Here is a 26,551-nt window from a genome sequence, read left to right as displayed (position 1 = left end):
AGGTATAAATAAAAAACCCCCCCCTTAACCCCACCGCTTATCGTTGGGGTGGGGGGGGTTTGTCCGGGCGCGCCCCCGACCCACCCCCCACCCCGGCGACGACGCCCGCACCAGCGAGCAGATCAGCTCACGCCAGCAACCCCGACGCCTTCCACAACCGCCGCCCGGCCCCCCGCAACACCCCGATGTCGTCCAGGAACTCCGTCAACCGCCCAGCCCCGGTCTGCATCACTTCCCGCCGATGCCCGCTCGCCTTCACCTGGGCGAGAGCCTCCCGCCGGTCGAGCCCGACGTTCTCGTACACATCGGGATTGACGAACGCGACGGAGAAGACGCGGGCGAACTCCCCCGACGTCACCCGGGTGAACTCCTGCGACCACCGCGGCGCCGTCACCATCTGCCGCCGCAGCTCCTCCCGCGCGTACCGCACGTGCCGAGCCTCCTCCACGACGTGGATCCGCGTCACACCCCGGACGAGCGTCTGCACCCGCTCGTCCGGAAACGTCAGCCGCTGCATCCAGTCGAGGATCTCCTCCCCGAGCAGCGTCGCGGTGAAGGACCCGGGAGTGGTGGAGATGGTCTTGAACAGCCGCCCGAGGTTCGAGTGCATCCGGCTCACCGGGTAGTACGGCGTCCCGCCCCGCGTGATCAGCCGCGCGAACATCTTCGAGTGCCGGCACTCGTCCTCGATCTCGGTCAGCGCGTACCGCACATGCGCACTCGTCGCCGCCTTGTCGTAGATGTGCCGCACCAGCAGCTGCATCAGGATCAACTCGAACCAGATGCCCAGCGAAGCCAGCGCCGCGGCCTCGTGCTGCGACAGGGCGATCCGCTGCTCCTCGCTCATCCGTCGCCACAGCGGGGTGTCGTACAGCGACACCAGCTCCGGCGGCCAGAACCACTTGCCGTCCTCGAACGGCGCGTCCCAGTCCAGCTCCTTGTCCGGGTCGAAGGAGTGCTTGGCCGAGGAGTCGAGCAACCGCTCGGCCACCTGCTCCCGGTCCTTGAGCAGACCGAGCGCGTCGCGCAGCACCTCGGCTTCGGTCACGGTCATCGCTGTCCCCATCCAGGTCGTACGGGATCCGCGGGTCCCTCCGAGCCGGCCGGGACGCCGCGTGTTACCACCGGTCACCCCTTATGAGACTGCTCGTCAGCAAGCGAGTCAATCCCTCCCGCACGACTTGTTGACGACAGGTCTCCGGGACCCCCGGGATCACAACCCCAGCGCCGCCTCCATCACCGCCTTGGCGATGGGCGCCGCGTCCCCGCCCCCGCTGATCTCCCCCCGCTCAGCCGCCGCGTCCTCGACCACGACCGCGACGGCCACCGCCGACCCGACGGCGTCGTCGGCCTCGGCCCAGGAGATGAACCAGGCGTACGGCGTGCCGGAGTTGCCGATGCCGTGCTGGGCGGTGCCGGTCTTGCCGCCGACGGTGGCACCGGGAATGGCGGCGTTCGCGCCCGTGCCCTCCTCCACCACGTCCGTCATCAGCTCGCGCATCCGCAGCGCGGTCGACGGATTCATCGCCTGGTGCAGGGTCTTGGGACCGCTGGTGGACACCGTGGCGCCGCCGCGGGTCGTCGTCTTCGCCACGAGGTAGGGCGCCTTGACCGATCCGCCGCCCGCCACGGCCGCCGAGATCATCGCCATCTGCAGGGGCGTGGCCCGGGTGTCGAACTGCCCGATGGAGGACAGCGCCAGCTGAGGGGTGTCCAGCCGAAGGTCGAAGTTGCTCGGCGCGACGGCGAGCGGAATCCGCAGTTTCCGGTCGTTGAAGCCAAAGTTCGCCGCGGTGCGCGTCATGTCGCGCAGCCCCACATCCACGCCCAGTTTCGCGAAGACGGTGTTGCAGGACCACTCGAAGGCGTACCGGAGCGAGGCGTTCTCGCAGCCCTCGACCTCGTTCGTGAGCCGGGACGTCGTCCCGGGCAGCGTGTACGGGTCGGGGGAGTCGGTCGGCCGGTCGACATCGGTGACCACGCCCGCCTCCAGCGCCGCCGCGGCCGTCACCACCTTGAACGTCGACCCCGGCGGATAGGTCTTCCGGATCGCCCGGTTCAGCATCGGCTTGCTCTCGTCCCCGTTGAGCCGCGCCCAGGCCTCCTTCACCGCCGGCCCGTTGCCGGAGAGCACCCCGGGGTCGTAGGAGGGGGTCGAGACCAGCGCGAGGATCTTCCCGGTGGACGGCTCGATCGCGGCCACCGCGCCCCGCCGCGAGCCGAGCCCTTCGTACGCCGCTTGCTGTGCGGCCGGGTCGAGGGTGGTGACGACCTTGCCGCCGGGGTTCTGGGAGCGCGTGAGGTCGTTCCACAGGGGGAGCGTAGAGAGCATCGGGTCACTGCCGGAGAGGATGCCGTCCTCGGCCCTTTCCAGGAAGGCGGTCCCGTACACCTGGGAGGCGAAGCCGGTGACGGGCGCGTACAACGGGCCGTTCCGGTACGTCCGTTCGTAGCGGAGCTGCTCCCCGCTGTCCCTGGAACCGGTGACCGTCCGGCCGTCGACGACGACGTCACCGCGTGGCTGGGCGTAACGGGCGATCGGCTGGCGGCGGTTGGCGGGGTTCTCGTCGTACGACCGGGCCTGGAAGACCTGGACGCGGGTGGCGTTGACGAGCAGGGCGACGAGGAGCACCGCGCACAGGGCGGCGGCTCTGCGGATGTAGCGCGTCACGACGCGACGACCTCCAGAAGGCGCACACGAGGGCGCACGCGGACAGACACCCGAAGAGGAACCCGAAGCGGGACCCGAAGAACCAGACGCACCCGAAGAGGAACCCGAAGAACCAGATGCACCCGAAAACACGTCCCGCGGCTCACGGCGCCGCCGTCCCGTCGTACTGACTCCGCGCCGAGTCGCTGATCCGGATCAGCAGCGCCACGATGATCCAGTTGGTGACGACCGAGGAGCCGCCCTGGGCGAGGAACGGCATCGCCATGCCGGTGAGGGGGATCAGCCCGGTCACGCCGCCCGCGATGACGAAGACCTGGAGCGCCACGATCGAGGCGAGCCCGATCGCGAGGAGCCGCCCGAAGGGGTCGCGCAGCGAGAGGCCGGCGCGGTAGCCGCGTTCGACGAGCAGGGCGTACAGCAGGAAGATCGCGGAGAGGCCGACCAGGCCGAGCTCCTCGCCCGCCGTCGCCAGGATGAAGTCCGACTTGGCGGCGAAGCCGATGAGGATGGAGTGGCCGAGCCCGAGCCCGGTGCCGAGCATCCCGCCGGCGGCGAACGCGAAGAGGGACTGGGCGAGTTGGTTGGGTCCCTGGCCCGCCTCGATCGAGGCGAAGGGGTGCATCCAGTCCTGCACCCGGCTGTGGACGTGCGGTTCGAGCCAGCCGACGGCCACCGCGCCCACGCAGGCGAGCAGCAGGCCCACCGCGATCCAGCCGGTGCGGCCGGTGGCGACGTACAGCAGGATCACGAACAGGCCGAAGAAGAGGAGCGAGGTCCCCAGGTCCCGTTCAAGCACCAGCACGCCCACGCTCAGCAGCCAGATCGCGACGATCGGCCCGAGGACGCGGCCGGTGGGGAGCTGGAGTCTCTTGAACCGCCAGATCTGCCGGCCGGTGTAGGCGAGGGCGTTGCGGTTGGCGGCCAGATAGCCGGCGAAGAAGAGCGCGAGCAGCACCTTCGCGAACTCGCCCGGCTGGATGGAGAATCCGGCGATCCGGATCCAGATGCGGGCGCCGTTCACGGCCGGGAAGAAGATCGGCAGGGTCAGCAGCGCGAGCGCGGTGACGACGGAGACGTACGTGTAGCGCTGGAGGACGCGGTGGTCGCGCAGGAGCAGGACGACCGTGATGAACAGCGCGACGCCGAGGGTCGACCAGACGAGCTGGGTGGGGGCCGCCTGGTCGCGCGGGGTCTCCAGGTCCAGCCGGTAGATCAGCACCAGCCCGAGGCCGTTGAGGAGCACGGCGATGGGCAGCAGCAGCGGATCGGCGTACGGCGCCCGGAGGCGCACCGCGAAATGGGCCAGCAGCGCGAGCACGCCGAGCCCGGCGCCGTAACCGGCGGCGCCGGGCGGGACGGTGCCGTTCTTCGCGACACCGACGGCGCAGTAGCCGTACACGCAGAGCAGGACGGCGACGACGATGAGGGTGAACTCGATGCCACGGCGCCGGGGCAGGCGTACGGCGGGGGCGGGCAGGTCCGCTGCCACCTTCGTTCCGGACATTCCGGGCTGGATCATGTCCGGAACGTAGCAAGCGGCGACCCTGATGTCCCGTTATGTGGTGGTAAACGGGCTGTTCCGGTGTACCTTACGGGCCGCGCGTGCCCGGTGCGGGTTCAGCACCAGCGGGGGGCCGTGCCGATGTTGTCGATGTAGCGCGCCGCGCCCCAGGCCCAGGTGCCGTCGGTGAGCTGGTACCACAGGGGGTTGCCGTCGACGTTCTGGCCCGAGGTCTTGCAGAAGATGTGGACGACCTCGCCGTACCGCGCGACGCGGATCACCTGGCTGCCGCGGGTCGGGGCGGTGCGCAGGGCCAGGCCGCCGCGGGCGGTGACGCGGCCCTTGTAGAGGCGGGGGTTGTCGCGGCCGTTGCCCCAGTCGCGGCCGTCGTTGTCCCGGCCGCCCTCCCCGTCTTGGCCGTCGCCCCTGCCGGGGTCGCCCTCCCACTCGCGGCTGTCGCCGCTCCCGGGGTCCCAGTCCTCGTCGGCGAGTGCGGGGGTGGCGCCGGCGAGGGCGATGAGGCTGCCGGCGGCGAGGGTTATGGCGAGGCGGGTGTACGTCGACCGCAGAGGCTTGGGGGACATGAGGGCTCCTCCAGAAAGGGGGGCGAAGCTGACTAATCGCCACATTAGGAGTGAGTCGGGGTGCGCGCAGGTCGCACTGAGCCATCGGGGATACGAGGAGCCCGGACCCCTCAGGGCTTTCGGTGCGCCTCTTCGGGGCCATCGGAGTGAGGAGGCCGTGAGCGGCGCGGGGACTGCGGGGACTGCGGGTCCTGGAGGGACTGGGGGGACTGAGGGAGCGTCAGTGTCGCGGTGGCCCCGCCGTCGGGGGCGTTGGCGAACGTCAGCCGCGCGCCCAGCACCTCCGCCTGGCCGAGCGCGATGGTCAGCCCGAGCCCGTGCCCCGTCGCGCCGCCCTCCGTGCGGAACCGCTGCGGCCCGTGCTCCACGAGGTAGTCCGGGTAGCCGTCGCCGTGGTCCCGCACGGTGACGACCGGCCCGTCGACCGTCATCACCACAGGCCCCCGCCCGTGCTTGTGCGCGTTGGCGACCAGATTCCCGAGCACCCGCTCCAGCCTGCGCCGGTCGGTCTCCACGCGCCCGTCCCGTACGGCCCGCACCTCGGTCTCGGTCCCCGATGCCCGCACCACCCGCTCGGCCAGCGGAACCAGCGGCTCCGAGTCCAGCTCGACGCGCTCGCGCCGCGCGTCCAGCCGGGAGATCTCCAGCAGGTCCTCGGTGAGCGTGCGCAGCGCGGCCACCCGGTCGCGGACCAGCTCGGTCGGGCGTCCGGGCGGCAGCAGTTCGGCCGCCGCGTGCAGCCCGGTCAGCGGCGTACGCAACTCGTGCGCCACGTCCGCGGTGAACCGCTGCTCGCTCAGCAGCTTGGCCTGCAACGAGGACGCCATGCTGTCCAGGGCCGCGGCGACGGCGGCCACCTCGTCCTGGCGGCGTGCGGGGGTCCGCGGGTCGCGGGGGCCGTCGGCCGTCCGGGGGTCCGCGGCGGTACGGGGATCCGGGGCCGTACGGGGATCGTTGACGCGCGCGTCCAGGTCGCCCGCGCTGATCCGCCGGGCCACCCGTGCCGTCGCGTGCAGCCGGCGGGTCACCCGGGACACCGCGAACGCGCCCACCAGCAGCGTCGCCCCGATCGCCAGCGCCGACGACCAGACGATCGCGCGGTCCAGCGCCCGGATGGCGTGGGCGCCCTGCGAGTAGTCGAACCTGACGGCGAGCGCGCGCCCGCCGTCGGCCGGTCCGGCCGCCCACATCGTGGGGCGCCGGTCCTGGTCGTCGCCGACCATGGTGCCGCGCCGCCCGTCCGCCGCCAGTTCGGCCAACTGCCTCGGCAGCCCCGGGAGACCGACGCCCGCGTCCGCCGGAAGCCGGTCCCCGGCCTCGTACGCCCTGGTCACCTCGGTGAGCCGGTCGAGTGCGCGGGCGCGCGCCTCGCCGACGGTCTGGTCGGTCACCGAGACGTGCACGAGGATGCCCAGGAGGGCGGCGAGGCCGCAGCACATCACCGTGATGAAGGCGGCGGCCTTCCAGGTGAGGGTGGAGGTCCAGCCGGGGAGGCGCCCAAGGACCCGGGGCCCTCTCATTCGGCGCTCGGGGAGGCGGTCGGCGAGTCGCTCGGGGAGGCGCTCGGCCTGGGGGCGGGCGACCCGGACGGGGTGGTGGCGCCGTCGCCCACCCGCAGGATCTCGTCGCGCGTGGCCAGCATCGCGTGCTGGTGCGTGTCCCAGGCCCAGACCGTGCGGTACTCGTAGCCGGGCAGCTTGGACGCGGCCCGGATGATCAGCTCGCTGCCCGCGAACTCGACGCCGATCACGGCGTCCGTGGTGTCCATGACCTGGACCAGCCGGTGCTTCTCGAAGGTGTAGACCCGCACGGCCAACTGGTCCCCGGGCAGCGTGAAGCCCAGCACCAGGTCGTCCCTGCCGTCGCCGGTGAGATCGCGGTAGTACGACTGGAGGACCGGGCAGCCCTTGCCCCGCGAAGCGCCCGGCGAGCTCGACCCGGTGCAGGCGTCGAGGCGCTCGGCGGTCTCCGGGTAGTCCGCGTCCTCGCCGGTGTACTCGTCCGGATGGGCGGCGACCTGGGCACGGAGTGCCGCGACCGGATCCACCCGGCGGATGTCGTCGTGCGCGGCCCCGACACCCTCGACGACCTCGGTGTCCGCCTCGCCGTAGTCGAGCGCGGGCGTCGTGGCGGGCGCCAGCGTGGGCCACAGCCGGGACGGGCCCACGGCGGTCGGCGTCCCGCCCGCCCCGCGCAGATCACCCGGGTCCCCGCAGCCGGCCAGCGCGACCAACGGAACCGCGGCGAGCAGGGCGAACGCCCTGGGTACGCGGCGGAACGTGCCTGCGCGGCGGTGCTGGATCACTGCGCTCCTGCGAGGGGGACGAAGGGCTGGAAGTCGGCCCCGCACACCTTATTCGCATTATTCGTAGGCAAGTCCTTTTTATGCACCGACCGGACCCGTCGGCTCTACGCACCGACCGGACCCGTCGGCAGCGCCCGCCGCGCCCGCAGTGCCCGCCGCTCCCGACTCACGGCTCCGCCAGCTCCTCCAGGAGCCTGGCCGTGGTGAGACCGGCCCGCAGGTACGCCACGAACAGTTCGTTGTGCAGCGCCCACGGCGAGCGCCGGCTCCGCATCAGCCGTATCGCCTCGTCCGCCGTGTGCCCCGCGCGCATCAGCGCGTGCCCGACCACGAGCCCGGAACGGTTGTAGCCGTGGAAGCAGCGGACCAGGACCCGGCGACCGTCCTCCAGGGCGTCGTCGGCGGCCTGCGCGAGACGGATGACGCCCGCCAGCTGCGTACCGTCGAGGGGCCCGTCGGGGACCGGCCACACATGGTGTTCGACCCCGGGGCGGGACCGTGCCCCGGCAGCCGCAGCAGGGACAGGACCAGGTCGAACTCGTCGCCCACGACGGCGGACTCGGCGTCCCCGGCGCGTCCCGCGAACGTGTGTCCGCCCATCCACAGACCGGGCACGATCTCACTCCACGGGCTGTCCGGGGCCGGAACATCCGACGGTCTTCCGCGGGTCCGCAACGGCGCCTCCCACCAACTCCCCCAACTGCTCACAAAGGTAACCGGGTTCTTGCCCCTGGAGCACCCCGCCTGTTCCCATGGTCGTGGGGTGATGGTGCATGAACGGACTGCGCGTCATACCGACCTGGCGGCACGGCCAGGAGCGGCTGTACGTCTGTCGGACCGACGGGAGGAACGTCGCCTGGTACGACCGGGAGTCGGCCAGGGTCAACCTGCTCAGCGAGGACAGCAGAGCCGACGTGCTCGACGCGCTCGGCCCGTTCCTGACCGGCCCGGTGACGGTCGGGCCGCCACCGGTGCCCACCCCGGCGGAGCTGGCCCGACTCACCCTCCATCCCGACGACGACCTGGCGCCGAACCGTCCCGGCGAGGCACTGGTGATCGCCCTCGACCGCGATCCCGGGCCCGCCCACCGGCTGCGCCCCGACCCGCGGCGCCGCGCGCTCGCCGCCGAGCAGACGGTCGGCGAGGCCCTCGACCACCTGGAGGGCGCGGGCTGGCACACCCTGCACTCGATCCCGCTCCCCGGCGGCGACCGCCTCCACCACGTGGTCATCGGCCCCGGCGGCCTCTTCTCCGTGCGCGCCCTGTACGCCCGTAAGCAGCGGGTCCGCGTCGCCGACCCGATGGTCACCCTCGGCCGCCGCGAGCCGCAGCCCCTGCTCCGGCGCGTCCGCGCGGACGCCGACCGGGCCTCGTACGCCCTGACGGCCGAGGTCCGCCCCGTGCTTGCCGTGGCGGGCCCCGCCGACCTCCAGGTCGTGGTCCCCCTCCGCGAGGCCCGGGTACTCAGGGACACCGAACTCGCGGGCCTGGCACGCCTCGGCGGCGTACTGAAACCGGCGGACGTAGAGGCCCTCCACGCGATGGCACGCGACCGCCGCACCTGGACACGCCTCTGACTTCCCTTTTCAGCCCGTCCGGCGTTTGAGGACGAGCGCGAAGCGCGACAGGGGGGTCTGGGGGCGCAGCCCCCAGAAACGGGACGGGAAGGGGCGGAGGGGGCGAAAAAGACTCACGGAGCCGGCAGAACCCCGGCGCGCCCCCCGTCGAGCAGCGGCGCGAGCAGATCCCCGTACGACTCCAGCCGAGGCGCGATGTCCGGAGCCCGGAAGACCAGCCGGGCCGCGACCCGGCACTCCGCCACCTCCTCCCAGGTGACAGGCGCCGACACCATCGGCTCCGCCCGCGCCCGAAGCGTGTAGGGGGCAGCCGTGGTCTTCCGCGCGGCGTTCTGGCTCCAGTCGACGAACACCTTCCCCGCCCGCAGGTTCCGCGTCATCCGGTGCACCACCAGCCGCGGCAGCTCCTTCTCCGCCGCCACGGCCAGCTCCTTGGCGTACTCCGTCACCCGCCCGGAGGGCGTCGGCTCAAGCCCGGCCAGCAGGTGCAGCCCCTTGGACCCGGACGTCTTCGCGTACGCCTCGATGCCGTCCGCCGCCAGCCGCGCGCGGAGCCAAAGCGCCACCTCGCAGCACTCGACGACGGTCGCGGGCGCCCCGGGGTCGAGGTCGAGGACCAGCCGGTCTGCCTCCCCGGGCGCCTCGACGACCCACTGGGGCGTGTGGAACTCGGTGACCAGGTTCGCCGCCCACATCAGGGTCGGCAGATCCTGGACCAGCACCATCCGGGCCGGCCCCTCGGACCGGGGAACCTCGGCGGTGGTGACCCAGTCGGGCGTACCCGGCGGCACGTTCTTGGCGAAGAACACCTGGCCGTCGGGCCCGTCCGGGTAGCGCAGGAAGGACATCGGCCGGTCCCGGAGGTGCGGCAGCAGGACGTCGGCGGCGGTCGCGTAGTAGTGCAGCAGCTCGCCCTTGGTGAAGCCGGTCGCCGGATAGAGGACCTTCTCCAGATTGCTGAGCGCGAGCCTTCGCCCCTCCACCTCGGTGATCGGCGTCATACGATGAGAATCCCACGAAATCGGCTGATACAGAACATTCAGTGCCGAACATCCAATAGCAAGCAGTCGATGACGAACAGAAGCCGTCGCGGACGGAAAGGTGCTGCACGTGCGATCCATCTGGAACGGCGCCATCTCCTTCGGCCTGGTCAGCATCCCGATCAAGCTGGTGAACGCCACGGAGAGCCACTCGATCTCCTTCCGCCAGATCCACCTGGAGGACGGCGGCCGCATCCGCTATCGCAAGTTCTGCGAGGCGGAGGACCGCGAGGTCACCGGCGGAGAGATCGGCAAGGCCTACGAGGACGCCGACGGCACGCTGATCCCGATCACGGACGAGGACCTGGCCCAGCTGCCCATCCCGACCGCCAAGACGATCGAGATCGTGGCCTTCGTGCCGGCCGACCGGATCGACCCGCTCCAGATGGACACGGCGTACTACCTCTCCGCGAACGGCGTCCCCGCCGCCAAGCCGTACACCCTGCTGCGCGAGGCGCTGAAACGCAGCCAGAAGGTCGCCATCGCGAAGTTCGCCCTGCGGGGCCGGGAGCGGCTGGGCATGCTCCGGGTCGTCGACGACGTCATCGCCATGCACGGCCTGCTCTGGCCGGACGAGATCCGCGCGCCGCAGGACGTCGCCCCGGACAGCGGCGTCACCGTCCGTGACAAGGAACTGGACCTGGCCGACGCCCTGATGGACACCCTCGGCGAGGTCGAACTCACCGACCTGCACGACGACTACCGTGAGGCCGTGGAGGAGCTCGTCACCGCCAAGGCCTCCGGTGTGGAGGCTCCCGCCGTTCCCGCCGGTGAGAAGAGCGGCGGAAAGGTGCTCGACCTGATGGCCGCCTTGGAGAAGAGCGTGCGCGCGGCCAAGGAATCCCGGGGTGAGGACGAAGGCGGGGAGGAGGAGTCCGGCGATGCCGCCGAGGTGAAGCGGCTTCCGTCCCGTACGGCTCCCAAGGAGGTCGGCGGAAAGAAGTCGACGGCGAAGAAGACGGCCGCCAGGAAGACCCCGGCGAAAAAGGCCACGGCCAAGACTTCGGCGGCGAAGCGGACGACCGCCGCGACGACTGCCAAGTCGAGCGCCAAGTCGACCGCCAAGTCGACCGAACAGGCCGCCGGAAAGAAGACCGCGGCGAAGAAGACCACGGGGAAGGGCGCCGCCGCGGCGAAGAAGGCGGCACCCCGAAAGCGCGCGTCCGCCTGAGTCGTCCCCGGGCGTCCGCCTAAGCCACACCCACACGTCCCCCTGAGCCGCCCCGACGGCGGGCGGATGTCCGCCGGGCCCGGATCAGCCCAGGCTCAGCCGGCCCCGGATCAGCCAGTCCCGGATCAGCCCAGGCGCCGAAGTGCCAGCACCGCGTTGTGGCCGCCGAATCCGAACGAATTACTCAGGGCGAGATCGCCGGGGGCGGGCAGTGGACGCGGGATCTTGGTCACCACGTCCAGTTCGATGGCCTCGTCCTGGTCCTCGCAGCCGATGGTGGGCGGGATGACGCCGTGGTGGAGCGTGAGCACGGCGGCGACGGCCTCCACCCCGCCCGCGGCGCCCTGGAGGTGACCGAGGTGGCCCTTGAGCGCGGTCACCGGCACGCCCTCGCCGAGCACGGCCCGCAGGGCACCCGCCTCGGCGAGGTCGCCGTCGGTGGTGGCGGTGGCGTGGGCGTTGACGTGGATGACGTCCACGACATGGGCGCGGGCGTCCCGCACGGCCCGCCGCATCGCGAGCGCGACCCCGCTGCCCGAGGGATCGGGTGCGGCCATGTGGTGGGCGTCGGCGGACAGTCCCCATCCGGCGGCCTCGCAGTAGATCCGCGCGCCACGGGCCCGCGCGTGTTCCTCGGCCTCCAGGAGCAGGAAACCGGCGCCCTCCCCGTTCACGAATCCGTCGCGGTCGCGGGCGAACGGCCGGGAGGGACTGGCCGAGCCGTCGGCTCCCAGCTCATGGGTGGACAGGGCGCGCATCGCGGCGAACGAGGCCATGATCGCGGGGGTGACCACGGCCTCCGCGCCACCGGCGAGGGCGACGTCGACATGCCCGTACCGGATACGGTCGACGGCCTGCCCGATGGCCTCGGTCCCGGAGGCGCAGGCGCTGCTCACGGTGCGGGCCTCGCCGGTGATCCGCAGCGCGAGCGACACCTGGGAGGCGGCCTGTGAGGGCACGGTCATCGGTGTGGTGAGCGGCGACACGGCACGCGGCCCCTTGTCCCTCAGCCGCCGGTCACCGCCGACGAGCACGGAGGCGTCGCCGAGGATGGCGCCGACGCTGACCCCGACCCGCTCGGGTTCGAGCCCGCTCTCGACCGTCCCCGCGTCGTCCAGCCCTCCGTCCCGCCAGGCCTCGCGCGCCGCGATCACCGCGAACTGCGCGGCGCGGTTCATCCGCCGGGCCTGCGGCCGGGGCAGCAGCTCCGCGGGATCCACGGGAACGGACCCCGCGAGCCGCACCGGCAGCCCGGCGAACTCCTCGCCCGCCAACTCCCTTATCCCGCACCGCCCTTCGACCAACCCCTGCCAGAGCTCGGGCACCCCGACGCCGAGCGGTGTCACGGCTCCGAGCCCGGTGACCACGACCCGCCGGGGTCCCGCGGCAGCGGCGTCCGCGCTCGCACGAGGGCGCGGATGATGGCGTACGACATGCCCCTCGGCGACCTCACGCGCCAGGCGTTCCCGCAGTTCCGAGTCCGGCTCGGGCTCCTCGCTCCGGCTCTCCAGATCCCGGTACCACCGCCCCCACCGGCGGCTGTAGGTGTCCTCGACGGCCTCGGGGTCGACGGCACGCAGCGAGGTGATCCGATCGCCGTCCCTGAACTCGACCGACTCCAGATCCGCCGGGTCGATCTCGGGAACCCCGGCGACGTCGACGCGCCGACTCCCCACCGTCACCCGGTGGTTCCTGGGAAACACCCGTTCGTGATCACTGCCGCCGAGAGGCGGTCGCAGGACCAGCCGGATGGTCCGCGGGTTCTCCGGCAGGGTGTGCATCACCACGTACCACCTGTCGGCCGCCACGTCCTTCTCCGACAGCGCGAGAAGGTCACCGGGTATCACTTCGGCGACGGTGACGGCGTGGGGCTGCACGGGGACGTCGGAAGAACTGCGCATGGGAGCGGGACTTTCTGTGCCGATTGGATGGGAAATATCCCGCCCAACTGTCAAGGAGAAAGAACCGCTTGCCTAGGTGCATCCACCACTAATGTGCGCAATGTCACCGAATTGCGGCGGCGCTTCTCCGGGGTATCTCTCCTGGGTTTCCTTGCGTCGGCTCGCCAACCGGCCCTGGAACGCGGGGTTTTCGGCGCGCGCGGCGGAGAGTGGCGCGCGTCACGGCATCGGGAAGGTCGGTCGTCCGGGACCGGCGGGGTCACGGGATCATGGAAGCCACCAACGAGATCCCGCGAGTCACCGTGGCCCGCGGCCTGACGGAGGCGTTCGGATGACCAGCAACGAGAGCCCGCTTCTTCGGCAGCCCGAGGAAGCGGTGCTTGTACGCACCGAGGGACGCGCCGCCCACCTCACCCTCAACCGGCCCAGGGCGCTCAACGCCCTCACCCACCCCATGGTCCGCCGCATCGACGAGGCACTCACAGCCTGGGAGCACGACCCGGCCGTCGAGACCGTCGTCCTCACCGGCGCAGGGGAGCGCGGCCTGTGCGCGGGCGGCGACATCCGCGCCATCCACGGCGACGCCCGCGACGGCGACGGCACGGCCTCCGCCGCCTTCTGGCGCGACGAGTACCGGCTCAACGCCCGCATCGCCCGCTACCCCAAGCCGTACGTCGCCGTGATGGACGGCATCGTGATGGGCGGCGGCGTCGGCGTCTCCGCGCACGCCGGGGTCCGGATCGTCACCGAGCGCTCGCGGGTCGCCATGCCGGAGACCGGCATCGGCTTCGTGCCGGACGTCGGCGGCACCCGCCTGCTGTCCCGCGCGCCGGGTGAACTCGGCACCCATCTGGCGCTGACCGGAGCCGTCGTGGGCGCCGCCGACGCCCAACTCTGCGGCCTCGCCGACCACTTCGTACCGTCCGAGTCCCTGCCGAAGCTGACGGCGGAACTCGCCCACGCGCCGGTACGGGAGGTCCTGGACCGGTACGCACGTCAGGCGCCGCCCGGTGAACTCGCCGCGTGGCGGCCCTGGATCGACTCCTGCTACGCCGCCGACACCGTCGAGGAGATCGTCGACCGGCTGCTCGCCGACGGTGACCGGGCGGCCAAGGAAGCCGCCGGGACACTGCTCGCGAAGTCGCCCACCGCCCTCAAGGTCACCCTGGCCGCCCTGCGGCGCGCCCGGCACCTCGGTTCGCTGGAGCAGACCCTCGACCAGGAGTACCGCGTCTCCTGCGCGGCCCTCACCGCACCCGACCTGGTGGAGGGCATCCGCGCCCAGGTCATCGACAAGGACCGGGACCCCCGCTGGTCACCGGCCACGCTCGGCGAGGTCACCGACGCGGACGTCGCCCGCTTCTTCGTCCCGCTCGGCGCGCGCGAACTCGGGCTCGGCGGAACCGAGTTCGCGCCGTAGACGCCCTGGTGGGCCTTCCGGCCGAAGGCCGCCCGGCGGAGTGTGCCGGGTCACCGGGCCCGGGAGTGATGGATCACGCCAGGTGGCGCGGTCTTGGCCATGTACCCGCCAGGCGGTACCGTCGGTGCGATATCGACGACGGCAGAACGGAAGCCGGTGGGAACCCGGCACGGTCGCGCCACTGTGAGCCACCCCTTATGCGAGAGGGGGGCAAGTCAGACCCGTAGCCGTCGTCCAGTGCACCACCGAGATGGGACGCGAACTCCCGAGGAGGCCCTGCCATGGCGCAGCATGTCGCCCAGCCGACACCCACCACTCCCGTCGTACCGGCCAAACTGCCGCTCAGGGACATCGCTCCCTGGGCCGTGTTCTTCGGCGTCCTGATGCTGGTCCTGCTGTACTTCGTCGGCGCCGAACAGGGCGCCACCTCCGTCGTCTCCGGCGAGGGAGTCCATGAATGGGTGCACGACGCCCGCCACCTTCTCGGCTTCCCCTGCCACTGACGAAGGACGCGGCGCACCCCATGAACTCCGCAACGGTAAGAAACCTCCTCGTGCGGGGCATGCTCGCCGGCCTCGGCGCCGGCGTGCTCGCCCTGATCGTCGCCTACTTCCTCGGTGAGCCGAGCGTCGACAGCGCGATCGGCTTCGAGGAGTCGCACGCCGCGGGCCACGTGCACGAGGTCGAACTCGTCTCCCGCAGCCTCCAGTCCACCGCCGGTCTGGCCACCGGCGTCCTGATCTACGGCGTCGCCTTCGGCGGCATCGCGGCACTCGCCTTCTGCTTCGCGCTCGGCCGCGTGGGCCGCTTCAGCCCGCGGGCGACCGCGCTGCTGCTGTCCGGCTGCGCGCTGCTCACCGTCTACGTCGTGCCGTTCCTGAAGTACCCGGCCAATCCGCCGGCGGTCGGCGACCACGGCACCATCGCCAAGCGCACCACGCTGTACTTCCTGATGATGGTGCTCGGCGTCCTGTTGGCGGTCGCCGCCACCATCCTGGGCAAGCGGCTCGCGCCCAGACTGGGCACCTGGCACGCCACCGTCGCCGCGGTGGCCGCCTTCGCCCTCGTGATCGGGCTCGCGTACGCGTTCCTGCCCGCCATCAACGAGGTGCCCGCCGACTTCCCGGCCGCCGTGCTGTGGCGGTTCCGCGTCTCCGCGGTGGCCATGCAGATCACCCTGTGGGGCGGATTCGGCCTCGTCTTCGGCGAGTTGGCCGAGCGGCTGCTGAACCCCAGGCCGGCTACGGTCACCGCGGGCCGGCCTGTCGCCGCGCCCCACTAGACCCGATCCACGTCACGAGTGAGGGCCCCCGGACGTCTCCGGGGGCCCTCACTCGTGTTCGCGGTGCCGTCGGCCGGCGCCGCTCAGTTGTCCGGGTCGGGCTCCCGCTCGTCCAGCACCCGTCCCAGCCGCAGGTTCCAGCGGCCCGCGCGTCCGCTGAGCTCCGTCGCCGTCAGCGGTGGCACGTCCAGCCGCCAGAACGCCTCGGTGGGCAGGCCGAGCGCGTGGACGACGGCTGCCCGGACGACCTCCGGTTCGACCACGGCGAGCGTACGGCCGTCCGTGTCCGCCGCGGCGTCCAGCCACGCCCCGACCCGGGCGCACACATCCTGGACGGACTCCCCGCCGTGCGGCGCAGAGCCGGTGTCGGCGAGCCAGCGGCCCACCGCCTCCGGCTCGGCGGCGCCGACCTCGTCGAGCGTACGGCCACGCCAGCGGCCCGCGTCCAGAGCGGCCGGCCCCGGTGCTTCCTCGGCACGGAGACCGAGCGCCGCGGCCGTCTCGCGGCACCGCACGCTGGGCGAGGCGACGACCCGGACGGCCCTCGGCAGCGAGCCGGCCGCCGCGCGGGCGCGGGCCGCCCCCGCGTCGTCGATCGAGTCACCGTCGTCGAAGCGGGCCTGCCGCAACGCCCGGCTCGACGCGGGCGAGATGAAGATGACACGGCTGGTCACGTGAGGGCTCCTCCTGCTGATGTCACGGGGTCCTGATGTCACGGCCGGTCCCGTTGCCGCGGTCCTGACGTCACGGGTCCGGGTCTCCCACGGCCACGGCACGGACGTACACCGCTCGGGGGGAGGTCGGCGGAGGGGGCGGGACCGGTGCCGGGGGCGGACGTCGGGGATGAGCGCCGTGGACCGGGCGCGAACCTAGCATCCGCCGGGCTCAGCGGGTCCACCGGGTTCACGGGGTGCGCCGGGTTCACCAGGCCCGTCGGGTCCGTCGGGTCCGTCGGGTCCCCGGGTCCCCGGGTCTGCCGGGTCTGCCGGGTCCGTCGGGTCCCCGGGTCCCCGGGTCCGCCGGGTCCACCGCACCCGCCGGGTCCACCGGGTTCACGGGGGCCGCCGGGCTCACCGGGCCGAGCCCCCGCACCGTACGGATCAAGCGAGTTGGGACGCGGGCTCGGCGAACGTGGGACCGGCGAACGCGGGCTCGGCGAACGTGGGCCCGGCGAACGTGGGACCGGCGAACGCGGGCTCGGCGAACGTGGGCCCGGCGAACGTGAGACCGGCGAACGCGGGCTCGGCGAACGTGGGCCCGGCAGACGCGGGCCCGGCGAACGTGGGACCGGCGAGCGCGGGACCGGCGAACGTGGGCCCGGCAGACGCGGGACCGGCGAACGTGGGCCCGGCGAACGCGGGACCGACAGACGCCGGCCCGGCGAACGCGCGCCCGCCACCCCGTCGGTCCCGGCCCCGCGGAGTCCAGGTCACGTCGTCGGGCATCCGGTCCGCAGGAACCCGGCGACGGCCGAGCCCGCCGTGCGGTGCCAGGCGGGGCCGCGGCGGAGCATGGCGTGGTCGCCGCCCGGGATCAGGACGACGTCGGCCCGCGCGCCCGCCTCCTGGGCCCGGTGGACGAACGACACGGACGCCCGCGGGTCGGTCACCCGGTCCCGGTCCCCGTGCAGGGCGAGGAGGTCCTTGTCCCGCAGCTGGGTCACCGGTTCGCCGTCCGGAATCCAGGGCGCGAGGGCCAGCACGGCGCGGACCCGCGGCTCGGCGGCGGCGCGCAGGGCCGCCCGGCCGCCCATCGAGTGGCCCACCAGGACGACCGGGACGTCTCCGGCCAGCCGGTCGAGTTCCCTCAGCGCCTGCCGGGTGTCCCGCAAGGGGTCGGCCGCGCCGCCGTTCCAGCCACGCAGCCGGTAACGCACCTCGGCCAGCAGGACGGAGTCCTCCGGCACCGCTGCGGCGACCGCCCCCACGAAGGGCCGCATCCGCAGCGCCGCCAGGTGCCAGGGCCGCGACGGGGCCAGGCCGTCCGCCCTGCCGCCGTGCAGGAACAGCACGGCGGCCTTGGTCCCGTCGCGCGGGACCCGGCGCGGCACCAGAGTGCCCGCCGCCTCGGAGGCGGGATGCCGCTCGTGCCCTGCCATGCGTGCTCCTCGCGTACCGTCGGGTCGTGGTCACCGAGAACATCAGCTGTTCTCCGGTGATTCGTCGCCGAACGCCCGGCGGCTTGGTCGCGGCGGAGGACGATGCCGCCCACCCTCGGCCATACTGCCCGTGCCCTGCCCGTGCCATCCGGCGCCACCTGCGTTTTCATCGGCGCCGGGACCAATCCGTGGCCTCCTCAGGATCGGATTACGTCCGGAGATGTCCCAACCACGGAGGACCCCCGTGAAAGAAGCCGTGCACATCGGCAGAAATCCCTCGAGCGAACCGGACCTTCAGGAGCTGGTCGGCCAGGTCGCCCTGGGTGACGAAGGGGCGTTCGCGTCGGTCTACGACGCGGTGGTCAATCCGGTCCTCGGCGTCGTCCGCGCCGTCCTGCGCGACATGGCGCAGTCGGAGGAGGTGGCACAGGAGGTCCTGGTGGAGGTGTGGCGCACCGCCCCCCGGTACCGCCCCGACCGCGGCACCGTCATCAACTGGATCCTCACCCTGGCCCACCGCCGCGCCGTCGACCGGGTGCGCTCGGTGGAGGCCGCGGCGGCCCGGGACCACAAGGCGGCCCTCCTGGAGCACACCCCCGAGTACGACGAGGTGAGCGAGCAGGTGGAGGCACGGCTGGAACGGGAGCAGGTCCGCCGCTGTATGCGCACCCTGACCGACATCCAGCGCCAGTCCGTCCAGCTCGCGTACTACCGAGGGCTGACCTACCGACAAGTGGCGGAGGCCCTGGCGCTTCCGCTGGGCACCGTCAAGACGCGCCTGCGCGACGGGCTCATCCGGCTGCGCGACTGCCTGGGGGTGACCGCGTGATCACCATGGACCTGCACCGGCTGACCGGTGCCTACGCCCTGCACGCCCTGTCCGACGAGGAGCGCGAGGCCTTCGAGCGGCACCTCCCGGGCTGCGAGTCCTGCGCCCAGGAGACCGCCGAACTCTCCGCCACCGCCGCCCGCCTCGGTCTCGCCGTCTCCGTGACGCCGCGCCCGGCGCTGCGGGAACAGGTGCTGCACCGGATCACCAACGTCCGGCAGGAGACACCCGGCGGCCCGGCCGTCACCCGTTCCGGCCGATCGGGGCTGCGGGGCCGCGCACTGTCGCGCTGGGCGCTGGCCGCCTGTATCGCGGCGGCGGCCGCGTTCGGCGGTACCGCGGTGTGGCAGCACCAGCGTGCCGAGGACGCCATCGAGCAGGCCGACCGGGCCGAACAGGGCACCGACCGGATCGCCGCCGTACTGACCGCGCCGGACGCCAGGACCAAGGTCGCCGAACTGGCGGACGGGACCAGCGGAACCGTCGTGGTCTCCGAGAGCCGGGACCGGGCCGTGTTCGCCGTCTCCGGGATGGCGGCGCCGCCCAGCGGGAAGGTCTACCAGCTGTGGTTCGACGACGGAGGCACCATGCGCTCCGCCGGCCTGATGAACCCCGGCCGCACCGACCAGACCGTCCTGCTCGAAGGAGCTGTCGACGGCGCCTCGGGCATGGGCATCACGGTGGAACCTGCGGGCGGCTCGGACCAGCCCACATCCGCTCCGCTCGCCCTGATGGAGTTCCCCGCCTGAGGAGCCCGGGGTCCCGCCTCCTCAGACCCCGACCATCAGGGCTGAGGCGGGACCCCACGCGGAACCCCGACGCTCAGCGCGGCGGGCGCGGAAAGAAACCGCTGGTCCGCGCCACGTACTCGGCATAGCCGGGCCGCTCCGCCATGTGCCGTTCGAGGAGCGGCTTCCCACTGCCCCTCATCAGCAGCAGGCTCATCACCACCGGAGACAGGGCGACCGCGGCAGCCGCTCCGAGGGAGTCGCAGGCGATGAGGAACAGCCCCCACCACACGCAGAAGTCACCGAAGTAGTTCGGGTGCCGTGTCCAGCGCCACAGGCCGCGGTCCATGACCCGCCCGCGGTTGGCCGGATCCTTCTTGAACCGGGCGAGCTGGGCGTCACCCGCCGCCTCGAAGAACATGCCGAGCGCCCACACCGCCGTACCGGCCACGGCGAGGCCCGAGAGGGGGCCGTCGATGTACTGGGCCGCCTGGACGGGCAGCGACACCAGCCACACCAGGGCGCCCTGGAGCAGGTACACCATGCGCAGCGCGTACAGGTTCCGGTTCCCGGAGGCCTTGGACAGCAGCTTCTCGTAGCGCGGATCCTCGCTGTGTCCACGTCCGCGCCAGGCGATGTGCGCGGCCAGCCGCAGCCCCCACACGGCGGTCAGCGTGGTCACCAGGTACCGCCTGCCCGGGTCGCCGCCGCCCGCGGAGGCCACGCAGGTCACCACCGCGACCGCGGTGAACCCGACACCCCAGGCGACGTCGACGACCCGGTGCAGGCCCTTGCGGACGGCGATCACGAAGGTGACCAGCATGACGCCGAGAGCGGCGGCCGCCGCCCAGGCCAGGTTCACCGCGAAGGCGCCCCACTCGAATCCGTTCACGGTCGGTCCGCTCCCAGGTACCAGTCCTGCGGTGTCGGAGGCATGCCGCTGTCGCCGTCGGGCGTCGGGCGGACGCTCAGGATCTGGTCCACACCCATGCGCCGCTCCTCGAACGCCAGCGCCCCGCCGACCAGGTACAGCCGCCACACGCGGGCCGTTTCCGCACCGACCAGCGCCACGACGTCGTCCCAGCGCTCCTCCAGGGTGCGGTGCCAGGCACCGACCGTGCGCACGTAGTGCTCGCGTAGCGACTCGACGGACCGCACCTCCAGGCCCGCCTCCTCCAGGAAGCCGACCGTCTCGCCGAGCGGCCGCATGTGCATGTCGGGCGCGATGAACGCCTCGATGAACGCCCCGCCGCCGGGCGCCTTCGCCCCGCGCGACATCTGCTGGACGAGGACCCGGCCCCGCGGCCTGACCAGCCGGTGCAGGGACGCGGCGAACGCCGGGTACTCCGCGTCCCCGACGTGCTCGCCCATCTCGACGGTGGAGACGGCGTCGTAGCCACCGCCCACGATGTCCCGGTAGTCCTGGCACACCACCTCCACCCGGTTCTCCAGCCCGCGCTCGCGCACCTGTTCACGGACGTACGCCGCCTGCTCCCGGGCCAGCGTGACCGCGGTGACCCGCGCCTCGTACCGCTGAGCCGCGTACAGGGTGAGGGAGCCCCAGCCGCAGCCGATGTCGAGCAGCCGGGCGCCGGGGACCAGGCCGAGCTTGCGGCAGATCAGCTCCAGCTTGGCGCGCTGGGCGTCCGCCGGGGTGAAGCCCGGCTTGTCGCTCGTCCAGTAGCCGCAGGAGTAGGCCATGGTCTCGTCGAGGAGCAGCCGGTAGAAGGCGTTGGACAGGTCGTAGTGGTGGCTGATGGCCGCCCGGTCCCTGGCCTTGCTGTGCAGGCCGCCGCGCAGCCGCGCCTGGGAGACGGGCGCCGCCGGCCGTGGCCCCGCGGCGCCGAACCGCACCGCCGTGCCGAGCGCGCGCGCCTTGTCGGCGAGCGCGAGCCGCGGAGTGTCGGAGCGCTGTTCCCGCGCCGCGGCCCACAGGACGCGCAGCCCCTCGCCGAGGTCGCCGTCCGCGTCGAGTTCGCCCGTGACGTACGCCTGCGCCAGGCCCAGTTCGCCGGGCTCCCACAACAGCCGGCGCAGCGCGCGCCGGGACCGTACGACGACCACCGGGCCCTCGGCCGGTCCAGCCTCGCTGCCGTCCCAGGCCCGCAGCCGGACCGGCAGGGGCCCGCCGAGCGCGGTGCCGACGAGGGCGGCGAGCCGGTGGGCGGCCCCCTGGCCCGAACGGGTCGTGGTGGTGCGGTCGGTGGTCATCGGGAGGTGTCCTCCTTGGTCAACAGGTACTGCTGTACGTCGAGATAGCCGGAGCGGAACCCGGCCTCGGAGTAGGCGAGGTAGAACGTCCACATCCGCCGGAACGTGTCGTCGAAGCCCAGCGCGGCCACGTCGTCCGCGCGCTCCGTGAACCGCTCGCGCCACAGCCGCAGGGTCTCGGCGTAGTGCGCGCCGAAGCGGTCCCGCCGGGTGACTGTCAGCGCGGTGTGCTCGCGCACGGTCTGTTCCACGGCCTCGACGGAGGGCAGCAGACCGCCCGGGAAGATGTACTTCTGGATCCAGGTGAAGGTGTTCCTGGTGGCCAGCATCCGGTCGTGCGGCATGGTGATGGCCTGGAGCGCGGCCCGGCCGCCGGGAGCCAGTCGCTCGTCGAGGGTGCGGAAGTAGACGGGCCAGAACTCCGCGCCGACGGCCTCGACCATCTCCACGCTCACGATCGCGTCGTACGTCCCCCGCGCCTCGCGGTAGTCGCACAGGTCGATGCGGACCCGGTCGCCGAGACCGGCCTCCTCCACGCGCCTGCGGGCGAGGTCGCGCTGTTCCCCGGAGAGGGTGAGCGAGGTGACGCGGGCGCCGCGGGCCGCGGCCCGGATCGCGAGTTCGCCCCAGCCGGTGCCGATCTCCAACACCCTTGTTCCCTCCCGGACTTCGGCGAGGTCGAGGAGCCGGTCGATCTTCCGGTGCTGGGCGGCGGCGAGCAGTTCCCAGGTGGCGGGGAAACCACGGAAGAGCGCCGCCGAGTAGCTCAGCGTGTCGTCGAGGAAGAGGGCGAAGAGGTCGTTGGACAGGTCGTAGTGGCTGCTGATGTTGTCCCGGGCGCCGTCCGGGGTGTTGCGCTGGGCGCGCGGCCGGCGCGGCGCCCACAGTCCGCGCAGCCGCTGGAGCGGGGCGGGGACCAGCCGGGCCGCGTTCCCGGCGAGCACCGTGAGGACGGCGACCGGATCGGGGGCGTCCCACTCTCCGGCCATGTAGGACTCGCCGAAGCCGACCAGGCCCTGGGCGCCGATACGGCCGTGGAACGCCTTCGGGTCGTGGATGTCCAGCACGGGACCGCCCCGGCCCGTCCAGGTGCCGTCGGCGAACCGTACGCGCAGGGGCAGTTGCTCAAGGGCGCGGCGTACGACGGCCGCGGTGACGGCGGTCCGGGCGCGGGAGGCCCTCGGCGGCGCGGCCACGTCCGGCCAGCGGGCCGCGTCCACGGCGGCGGCCACGGCGTGCGCCGCCCGGGGGGTGGCGGACCGGGGTTCGGCTGTTCTCATGTCGCGTTCTCCGGGGTGGGACGGTCGGGGCGGGGCTGGACGGGAAGTCCCCGCAGGTACAGGCGGATTCCGTGGATCCGGATGGCCAAGGACACGGCGAGGGTCGACCAGGGGTGGCGCAGCGCCAGCCGCGCCAGCGCGCCCGCCGTGACGGGCCGCCGGGTGCCGCGGACGGTCGCGGTGAAGGGCCGGCCGTTCTCCCGTTCGAGGTGCACGGTGAGGTCCAGACGGTCGCCGGGCGCGGGCAGCCGCATGCGGTAGCGGCCGTCGACGGGGAAGAACGGCGAGACGTAGAACGCCTTGTCGGTGTACGCGGTCCCCGCCGCGTCCGGGCGGAGCAGGTAGCAGTGCCGTTCGCCGTACGTGTTGTGGACCTCGGCGACGACATGACGTGCGACGCCGTCGCGGTCGAGGCACCAGTAGACGGTGAGCGGGTTGAACACGTACCCGAGGACGCGCGCGTGCGTGAGCATCACCACGGAGCCGCCGTCGAGTTGTACGCCGTGAGCGTCCAGGAAGGCATCGAGCCCCGCCCGGATGGTCGGCCGGTCACCGGCGAAGTGGTCGCGCGCGTCGAAGCGCGCCAACGGCCGCAGCGGACGAGGGAGTTCGGGCGGATCGTCGGGGTCGACGAGCCACATGTACGTGCGGTGGCGCAACGCGTGCCGGACGGGCGCGGTCCGTACGTGGGCTATCGCGCAGTCGTACAGGGCGGGTGCCGTGTTCACCAGCGCACCCCCAGGGCGGCGGCCGCCTCCACTCCCGAACGGCAGCCGTCCTCGTGGAAGCCCCAGCCGTGGTAGGCGCCCGCGAACGCCGTTACGCCGGTGTTGAGTTCGGGCAGCCCGCGCTGTGCGGCGACCGACTCCGGTGTGTAGACCGGGTGTTCGTACACCATCCGCGCCAGCACCCGCTCCGGGTCGACCCGGTCCTCGCCGCCGAGCGTGACGACGTACGTCTCGGGGGCGTCGAGATGCTGGAGCCGGCTCATGTCGTAACTGACCCGCACCTGGCCGGAGTCCGCCGCGCACGACGGCATCAGGTGGTTCCACGAGGCGCGGGCACCGCGGGCGCGCGGCAGCAGCCGGGTGTCGGTGTGCAGCAGCGTGGTGTTGCGCGAGTAGCGGAACGCGCCGAGCACCTCCTTCTCCCGCCGGGTGGCGTCGGCCAGCAGACCCAGGGCCTGGTCGGGGTGGGTGGCGATGACGACGGAGTCGTAGGACTCGGTGGCGCCGTCCCGCGTGGTGATGTCGACGCCGTCCGGGTGCCGCAGCACGCTGCGCACCGCAGTCGCCGGGCGCACCGAGTCCAGTCGCCCCGCCACCAGGTCGACGTACTCGCGCGAACCGCCCGTGACCGTGCGCCAGGCCGGGGAGCCGGTCACGGAGAGCATTCCGTGGTGGTCGAGAAAGCGGAACAGGTAGGCGGCGGGGTAGCGCTGGGCGGTCCCGGCGTCGCAGGACCACACGGCCGAGACGAGCGGGGTCATGAAGTGGGTGCGGAAGTAGGGGGAGAAGCCCTCGCGGAACAGGAACTCGCCCAGCGTGACGGTGCTCGCGCCCTCCCGGGCGAGCAGCCGACGGGCCGCGCGATGGAAGGCGGGCACCTCCGCGAGCATCCGCAGAAAGGCACCGCGCAGCACGTTGCGCGGCTGCGCGAACAGCCCGCCCAGGCCACGCGCCCCGGCGTACTCGAGACCGCACCCCTCGCACCGCACCGACATGCTCATCTCCGACTCCCGCGTGGCGACGCCGAGTTCGTCGAAGAGCCGCAGCAGGTTCGGGTACGTACGCCGGTTGTGCACGATGAAGCCCGAGTCGACGCGGCGGGTCCGGCCGTCCGACGAGGTGAGCTCGTGGGTGTGGGCGTGTCCGCCGAGCCGTTCGTCGGCCTCGTAGAGGGTGACGTGGTGCGCGCGGCCGAGCACGTACGCCGCGGTCAGCCCCGCCACCCCGCTGCCCACGACGGCCGTACGCCGCCCGCGGTGACCGCCGGCGGCCGGCTCCTCCCGCTCCGGTGACGTACTCCCTGGCGCGCGTGACATCGCTGCTCCTCCCACTCGCCCGCGGACACGGGCCTCATGGGTATTCCGGAGCCGGCGGTGGAAGCGGATTGGCCGAGAGGGGATCTTCCTGGCGATGGGGGCGACGGGTTCGTCGCAGGCCGCACGGCCCCTGCCACCGACGCGGGCCTCGTCGGTCCTGGCTCCGGCCGGGCGCTGTCGATTCGGGTAATCCGTTGCGCGGACAGGTGCGGATTGGTCCGAGAAAAAACTTCATCAGACCGGGTGATCGACCAATCCGCCGACCGTTCTGGATCGGATTCCCCACGTGACCGAAGACAAGAAGGAACGGCGAAATCCCCGCAGCTGGACGCGGCCCGCGCTCGGCGCTTTCAGTGGTGTTCTGGCGGGATTCGCCGCGCTGGCTGTCGCGGAACTCGTATCTGCCTGGGTACGTCCGCAAGCAGGCCCTGTCATCGCGGTCGGGGGCGCGGCGATCGACCGCACGCCCGCCGCGATGAAGGACTGGGCGATCCGGAATTTCGGCACCAACGACAAACTCGTACTGCAACTCGGAATTCTCGCCGTATTGACTCTCTTCGCCCTCTCCCTGGGAATTGTCGCACTGCGATACCGGCGTACCGGGGCCGTCGGCGTACTGCTTTTCGGAGTCGTCGGCGCGGCCGCCGCGATCAGCCGGCCGGACTCGACGGGACTCTCAGACGCGCTGCCCTCCGTGGTGGGCGCGTTGGTCGGAGCGGTGACCCTGTTCCTCCTCGTCGGGCCGCTGCGGGGCCGGGCGGACCCGGTGGACGTCGAATCGCCGCAGGGGCCCGTATGGGACCGGCGCGGGTTCGTGATCGCGGCGAGCGCGGCGGCCGTCGCGTCCGCGGGCGCCGGGGTGCTGGGCCGGGCCCTGAACGGATCAAGCGGCCGGGACGCCGTCGCCTCACGCCAGGACCTGGTCCTGCCGACGCCAACCTCCCGCGCGCCGGCCGTGCCCAAGGGCGCGCAGCTGCGGATCCCCGGAGTCAGTTCCTTCACCACCCCGAACAAGGACTTCTACCGCGTGGACACTGCCTTGGTGGTGCCCAAGGTCGACGCGACCGACTGGCGGCTGCGCATCCACGGCAGCGGCGTCACCCGACCGCTCACCCTCTCCTTCGACGACCTCCTGCGGCGTGACCTGGTCGAACGGGACATCACCCTGACCTGTGTGTCGAACGAGGTCGGCGGCCCGTACGTGGGCAACGCCCGCTGGATCGGCGTACGACTGGCCGACGTGCTGGCCGAGTGCGGGGTGAAGCCGCCGTCCCGGGGCGGCCCTGCCGACCAGCTGGTGGCCCGCTCGGTGGACGGCATGACCATCGGCAGCCCGGTCGAGGACGTGATGGACGGCCGCGACGCCCTGCTCGCGGTGGGGATGAACGGCGAGCCGCTGCCCTTCGACCACGGCTTCCCGGTCCGCATGGTGGTGCCCGGCCTCTACGGCTATGTCTCCGCCTGCAAATGGATCAAGGACATCGAGCTCACCACGTTCGACTCCTACGACCCCTACTGGGTGAAGCGCGACTGGGCCCGCCAGGCGCCGATCAAGACCCAGTCCCGTATCGACACCCCCAAGCCGTTTGCCCGCCCCGGCGCCGGCACCGTCATGGTCGCCGGTGTCGCCTGGGCGCAGCACCGCGGCATCGACAAGGTCGAGGTCCGCGTCGACGACGGCCCGTGGCAGGAGGCCCGGCTCGCCGCCGAGGACTCCCGCGACACCTGGCGCCAGTGGTCCTACCCCTGGAAGGCCACCAAGGGCGGCCACACCCTCACCGTCCGCGCCACCGACCGCACCGGCGCGGTGCAGACCGAGAAGCGGGCCCGCACGATCCCCGACGGTGCGAGCGGCCGGCACTCGGTGGTCGTGACCGTGGACTGACCCCACCCCAAAAGCCACCTTTAC

At 72.5% G+C, this 26,551-nt stretch carries 23 protein-coding genes, 1 pseudogene and 1 riboswitch; of the genes and pseudogenes, 8 read left to right on the top strand and 16 right to left on the bottom strand.

Features of this window, described 5'->3' with window-relative positions; all coding sequences use genetic code 11:
* Nucleotides 1-127 precede the first annotated feature (127 nt).
* The 7 genes and pseudogenes from ACIP79_RS08975 to ACIP79_RS08945 all read right to left on the bottom strand — a co-directional run bounded on the left by ACIP79_RS08975 (nucleotide 128) and on the right by ACIP79_RS08945 (nucleotide 7,736).
* Nucleotides 128-1,066 carry a diiron oxygenase gene (locus ACIP79_RS08975; protein ID WP_401221254.1) on the bottom strand — a complete coding sequence of 313 codons (939 nt, stop codon included), beginning with the start codon at nucleotides 1,064-1,066 and terminating at the stop codon, nucleotides 128-130.
* Nucleotides 1,067-1,213: 147 nt separating this feature from the next.
* Nucleotides 1,214-2,671, bottom strand: a complete 1,458-nt coding sequence (locus ACIP79_RS08970; RefSeq protein ID WP_401221251.1) for a penicillin-binding transpeptidase domain-containing protein — start codon at nucleotides 2,669-2,671, stop codon at nucleotides 1,214-1,216.
* Between the two features lie 142 nt (nucleotides 2,672-2,813).
* Nucleotides 2,814-4,190: an FtsW/RodA/SpoVE family cell cycle protein gene (locus ACIP79_RS08965; protein WP_401221249.1), complete on the bottom strand. Its 1,377-nt coding sequence runs from the start codon at nucleotides 4,188-4,190 to the stop codon at nucleotides 2,814-2,816.
* 98 nt (nucleotides 4,191-4,288) lie between these two features.
* The gene (locus ACIP79_RS08960) at nucleotides 4,289-4,756 is read right to left on the bottom strand and encodes an SH3 domain-containing protein (RefSeq protein ID WP_401221246.1); all 468 of its coding nucleotides are present in this window, start codon (nucleotides 4,754-4,756) and stop codon (nucleotides 4,289-4,291) included.
* 110 nt (nucleotides 4,757-4,866) lie between these two features.
* A complete protein-coding gene (locus tag ACIP79_RS08955; protein WP_401221243.1) occupies nucleotides 4,867-6,276 on the bottom strand; it encodes an ATP-binding protein in 1,410 nt (469 codons plus the stop codon).
* Nucleotides 6,273-7,061 carry a hypothetical protein gene (locus tag ACIP79_RS08950; RefSeq protein WP_401221241.1) on the bottom strand — a complete coding sequence of 263 codons (789 nt, stop codon included), beginning with the start codon at nucleotides 7,059-7,061 and terminating at the stop codon, nucleotides 6,273-6,275. The genes ACIP79_RS08955 and ACIP79_RS08950 overlap by 4 nt, the downstream gene beginning before the upstream one ends.
* 166 nt (nucleotides 7,062-7,227) lie before the next feature.
* A pseudogene (locus tag ACIP79_RS08945) lies at nucleotides 7,228-7,736 on the bottom strand (dual specificity protein phosphatase family protein).
* A 98-nt stretch (nucleotides 7,737-7,834) separates the two neighbouring features.
* Here ACIP79_RS08945 and ACIP79_RS08940 point away from each other — a divergent pair.
* Nucleotides 7,835-8,638, top strand: a complete 804-nt coding sequence (locus ACIP79_RS08940) for a nuclease-related domain-containing protein (protein ID WP_401221238.1) — start codon at nucleotides 7,835-7,837, stop codon at nucleotides 8,636-8,638.
* 113 nt (nucleotides 8,639-8,751) lie between these two features.
* On the opposite strand, the gene ligD is transcribed toward ACIP79_RS08940, so the two are convergent.
* Nucleotides 8,752-9,639, bottom strand: a complete 888-nt coding sequence (gene ligD, locus ACIP79_RS08935) for a non-homologous end-joining DNA ligase (protein WP_401221235.1) — start codon at nucleotides 9,637-9,639, stop codon at nucleotides 8,752-8,754.
* A 100-nt stretch (nucleotides 9,640-9,739) separates the two neighbouring features.
* Between ligD and ACIP79_RS08930 the strand changes: the two genes are divergently transcribed.
* The gene (locus tag ACIP79_RS08930; RefSeq protein ID WP_401221233.1) at nucleotides 9,740-10,849 is read left to right on the top strand and encodes a Ku protein; all 1,110 of its coding nucleotides are present in this window, start codon (nucleotides 9,740-9,742) and stop codon (nucleotides 10,847-10,849) included.
* 125 nt (nucleotides 10,850-10,974) lie between these two features.
* Here ACIP79_RS08930 and ACIP79_RS08925 read toward each other — a convergent pair whose 3' ends face one another.
* A complete protein-coding gene (locus ACIP79_RS08925) occupies nucleotides 10,975-12,750 on the bottom strand; it encodes a beta-ketoacyl-[acyl-carrier-protein] synthase family protein (protein WP_401221230.1) in 1,776 nt (591 codons plus the stop codon).
* A 331-nt stretch (nucleotides 12,751-13,081) separates the two neighbouring features.
* On the opposite strand from ACIP79_RS08925, the gene ACIP79_RS08920 reads away from it, so the two are divergent.
* The 3 genes from ACIP79_RS08920 (at nucleotide 13,082) to ACIP79_RS08910 (ending at nucleotide 15,452) form a co-directional block, all read left to right on the top strand.
* Entirely contained in the window at nucleotides 13,082-14,170 is a 1,089-nt protein-coding gene (locus ACIP79_RS08920) for an enoyl-CoA hydratase/isomerase family protein (protein ID WP_401221227.1), read from the top strand.
* A 96-nt stretch (nucleotides 14,171-14,266) separates the two neighbouring features.
* Nucleotides 14,267-14,417, top strand: a riboswitch (cobalamin riboswitch).
* 34 nt (nucleotides 14,418-14,451) lie between these two features.
* Nucleotides 14,452-14,673 carry a CbtB-domain containing protein gene (locus ACIP79_RS08915; RefSeq protein ID WP_383684080.1) on the top strand — a complete coding sequence of 74 codons (222 nt, stop codon included), beginning with the start codon at nucleotides 14,452-14,454 and terminating at the stop codon, nucleotides 14,671-14,673.
* A 20-nt stretch (nucleotides 14,674-14,693) separates the two neighbouring features.
* Entirely contained in the window at nucleotides 14,694-15,452 is a 759-nt protein-coding gene (locus tag ACIP79_RS08910; protein ID WP_401221224.1) for a CbtA family protein, read from the top strand.
* 83 nt (nucleotides 15,453-15,535) lie between these two features.
* On the opposite strand, the gene ACIP79_RS08905 is transcribed toward ACIP79_RS08910, so the two are convergent.
* Nucleotides 15,536-16,126: a histidine phosphatase family protein gene (locus tag ACIP79_RS08905; RefSeq protein ID WP_401221222.1), complete on the bottom strand. Its 591-nt coding sequence runs from the start codon at nucleotides 16,124-16,126 to the stop codon at nucleotides 15,536-15,538.
* A gap of 755 nt (nucleotides 16,127-16,881) precedes the next feature.
* Entirely contained in the window at nucleotides 16,882-17,550 is a 669-nt protein-coding gene (locus ACIP79_RS08900; RefSeq protein WP_401221219.1) for an alpha/beta hydrolase, read from the bottom strand.
* A 244-nt stretch (nucleotides 17,551-17,794) separates the two neighbouring features.
* On the opposite strand from ACIP79_RS08900, the gene ACIP79_RS08895 reads away from it, so the two are divergent.
* On the top strand, nucleotides 17,795-18,379 hold the full coding sequence (locus ACIP79_RS08895) for a sigma-70 family RNA polymerase sigma factor (protein ID WP_401221215.1): 585 nt from the start codon (nucleotides 17,795-17,797) through the stop codon (nucleotides 18,377-18,379).
* On the top strand, nucleotides 18,376-19,128 hold the full coding sequence (locus tag ACIP79_RS08890; protein ID WP_401221212.1) for an anti-sigma factor domain-containing protein: 753 nt from the start codon (nucleotides 18,376-18,378) through the stop codon (nucleotides 19,126-19,128). Before ACIP79_RS08895 ends, ACIP79_RS08890 begins: the two co-directional genes overlap by 4 nt.
* Before the next feature lie 73 nt (nucleotides 19,129-19,201).
* On the opposite strand, the gene ACIP79_RS08885 is transcribed toward ACIP79_RS08890, so the two are convergent.
* From ACIP79_RS08885 to ACIP79_RS08865, 5 genes are read right to left on the bottom strand one after another with little or no spacing between them, the layout of a single operon-like run.
* Nucleotides 19,202-19,999, bottom strand: coding sequence for a DUF1295 domain-containing protein (locus ACIP79_RS08885; protein ID WP_401221209.1), 798 nt, complete (start codon nucleotides 19,997-19,999; stop codon nucleotides 19,202-19,204).
* Complete coding sequence (locus ACIP79_RS08880) at nucleotides 19,996-21,318, bottom strand: class I SAM-dependent methyltransferase (RefSeq protein WP_401221206.1); 1,323 nt, start codon at nucleotides 21,316-21,318, stop codon at nucleotides 19,996-19,998. The genes ACIP79_RS08885 and ACIP79_RS08880 overlap by 4 nt, the downstream gene beginning before the upstream one ends.
* On the bottom strand, nucleotides 21,315-22,598 hold the full coding sequence (locus ACIP79_RS08875) for a class I SAM-dependent methyltransferase (protein WP_401221203.1): 1,284 nt from the start codon (nucleotides 22,596-22,598) through the stop codon (nucleotides 21,315-21,317). Before ACIP79_RS08875 ends, ACIP79_RS08880 begins: the two co-directional genes overlap by 4 nt.
* A complete protein-coding gene (locus ACIP79_RS08870) occupies nucleotides 22,595-23,326 on the bottom strand; it encodes a DUF1365 domain-containing protein (RefSeq protein WP_401221201.1) in 732 nt (243 codons plus the stop codon). The genes ACIP79_RS08875 and ACIP79_RS08870 overlap by 4 nt, the downstream gene beginning before the upstream one ends.
* Entirely contained in the window at nucleotides 23,323-24,642 is a 1,320-nt protein-coding gene (locus ACIP79_RS08865; RefSeq protein WP_401221198.1) for an NAD(P)/FAD-dependent oxidoreductase, read from the bottom strand. Before ACIP79_RS08865 ends, ACIP79_RS08870 begins: the two co-directional genes overlap by 4 nt.
* Nucleotides 24,643-24,928: 286 nt before the next feature.
* On the opposite strand from ACIP79_RS08865, the gene ACIP79_RS08860 reads away from it, so the two are divergent.
* Entirely contained in the window at nucleotides 24,929-26,527 is a 1,599-nt protein-coding gene (locus ACIP79_RS08860; RefSeq protein ID WP_401221195.1) for a sulfite oxidase, read from the top strand.
* The last annotated feature ends 24 nt before the right edge of the window (nucleotides 26,528-26,551 follow it).

Source organism: Streptomyces sp. NPDC088747 (genome assembly GCF_044751025.1).
In the GTDB taxonomy this organism is placed as follows: domain Bacteria; phylum Actinomycetota; class Actinomycetes; order Streptomycetales; family Streptomycetaceae; genus Streptomyces.
The sequence above is the reverse complement of the archived record's forward strand: the minus strand, read 5'-3'. Positions and strand labels throughout refer to the sequence as shown.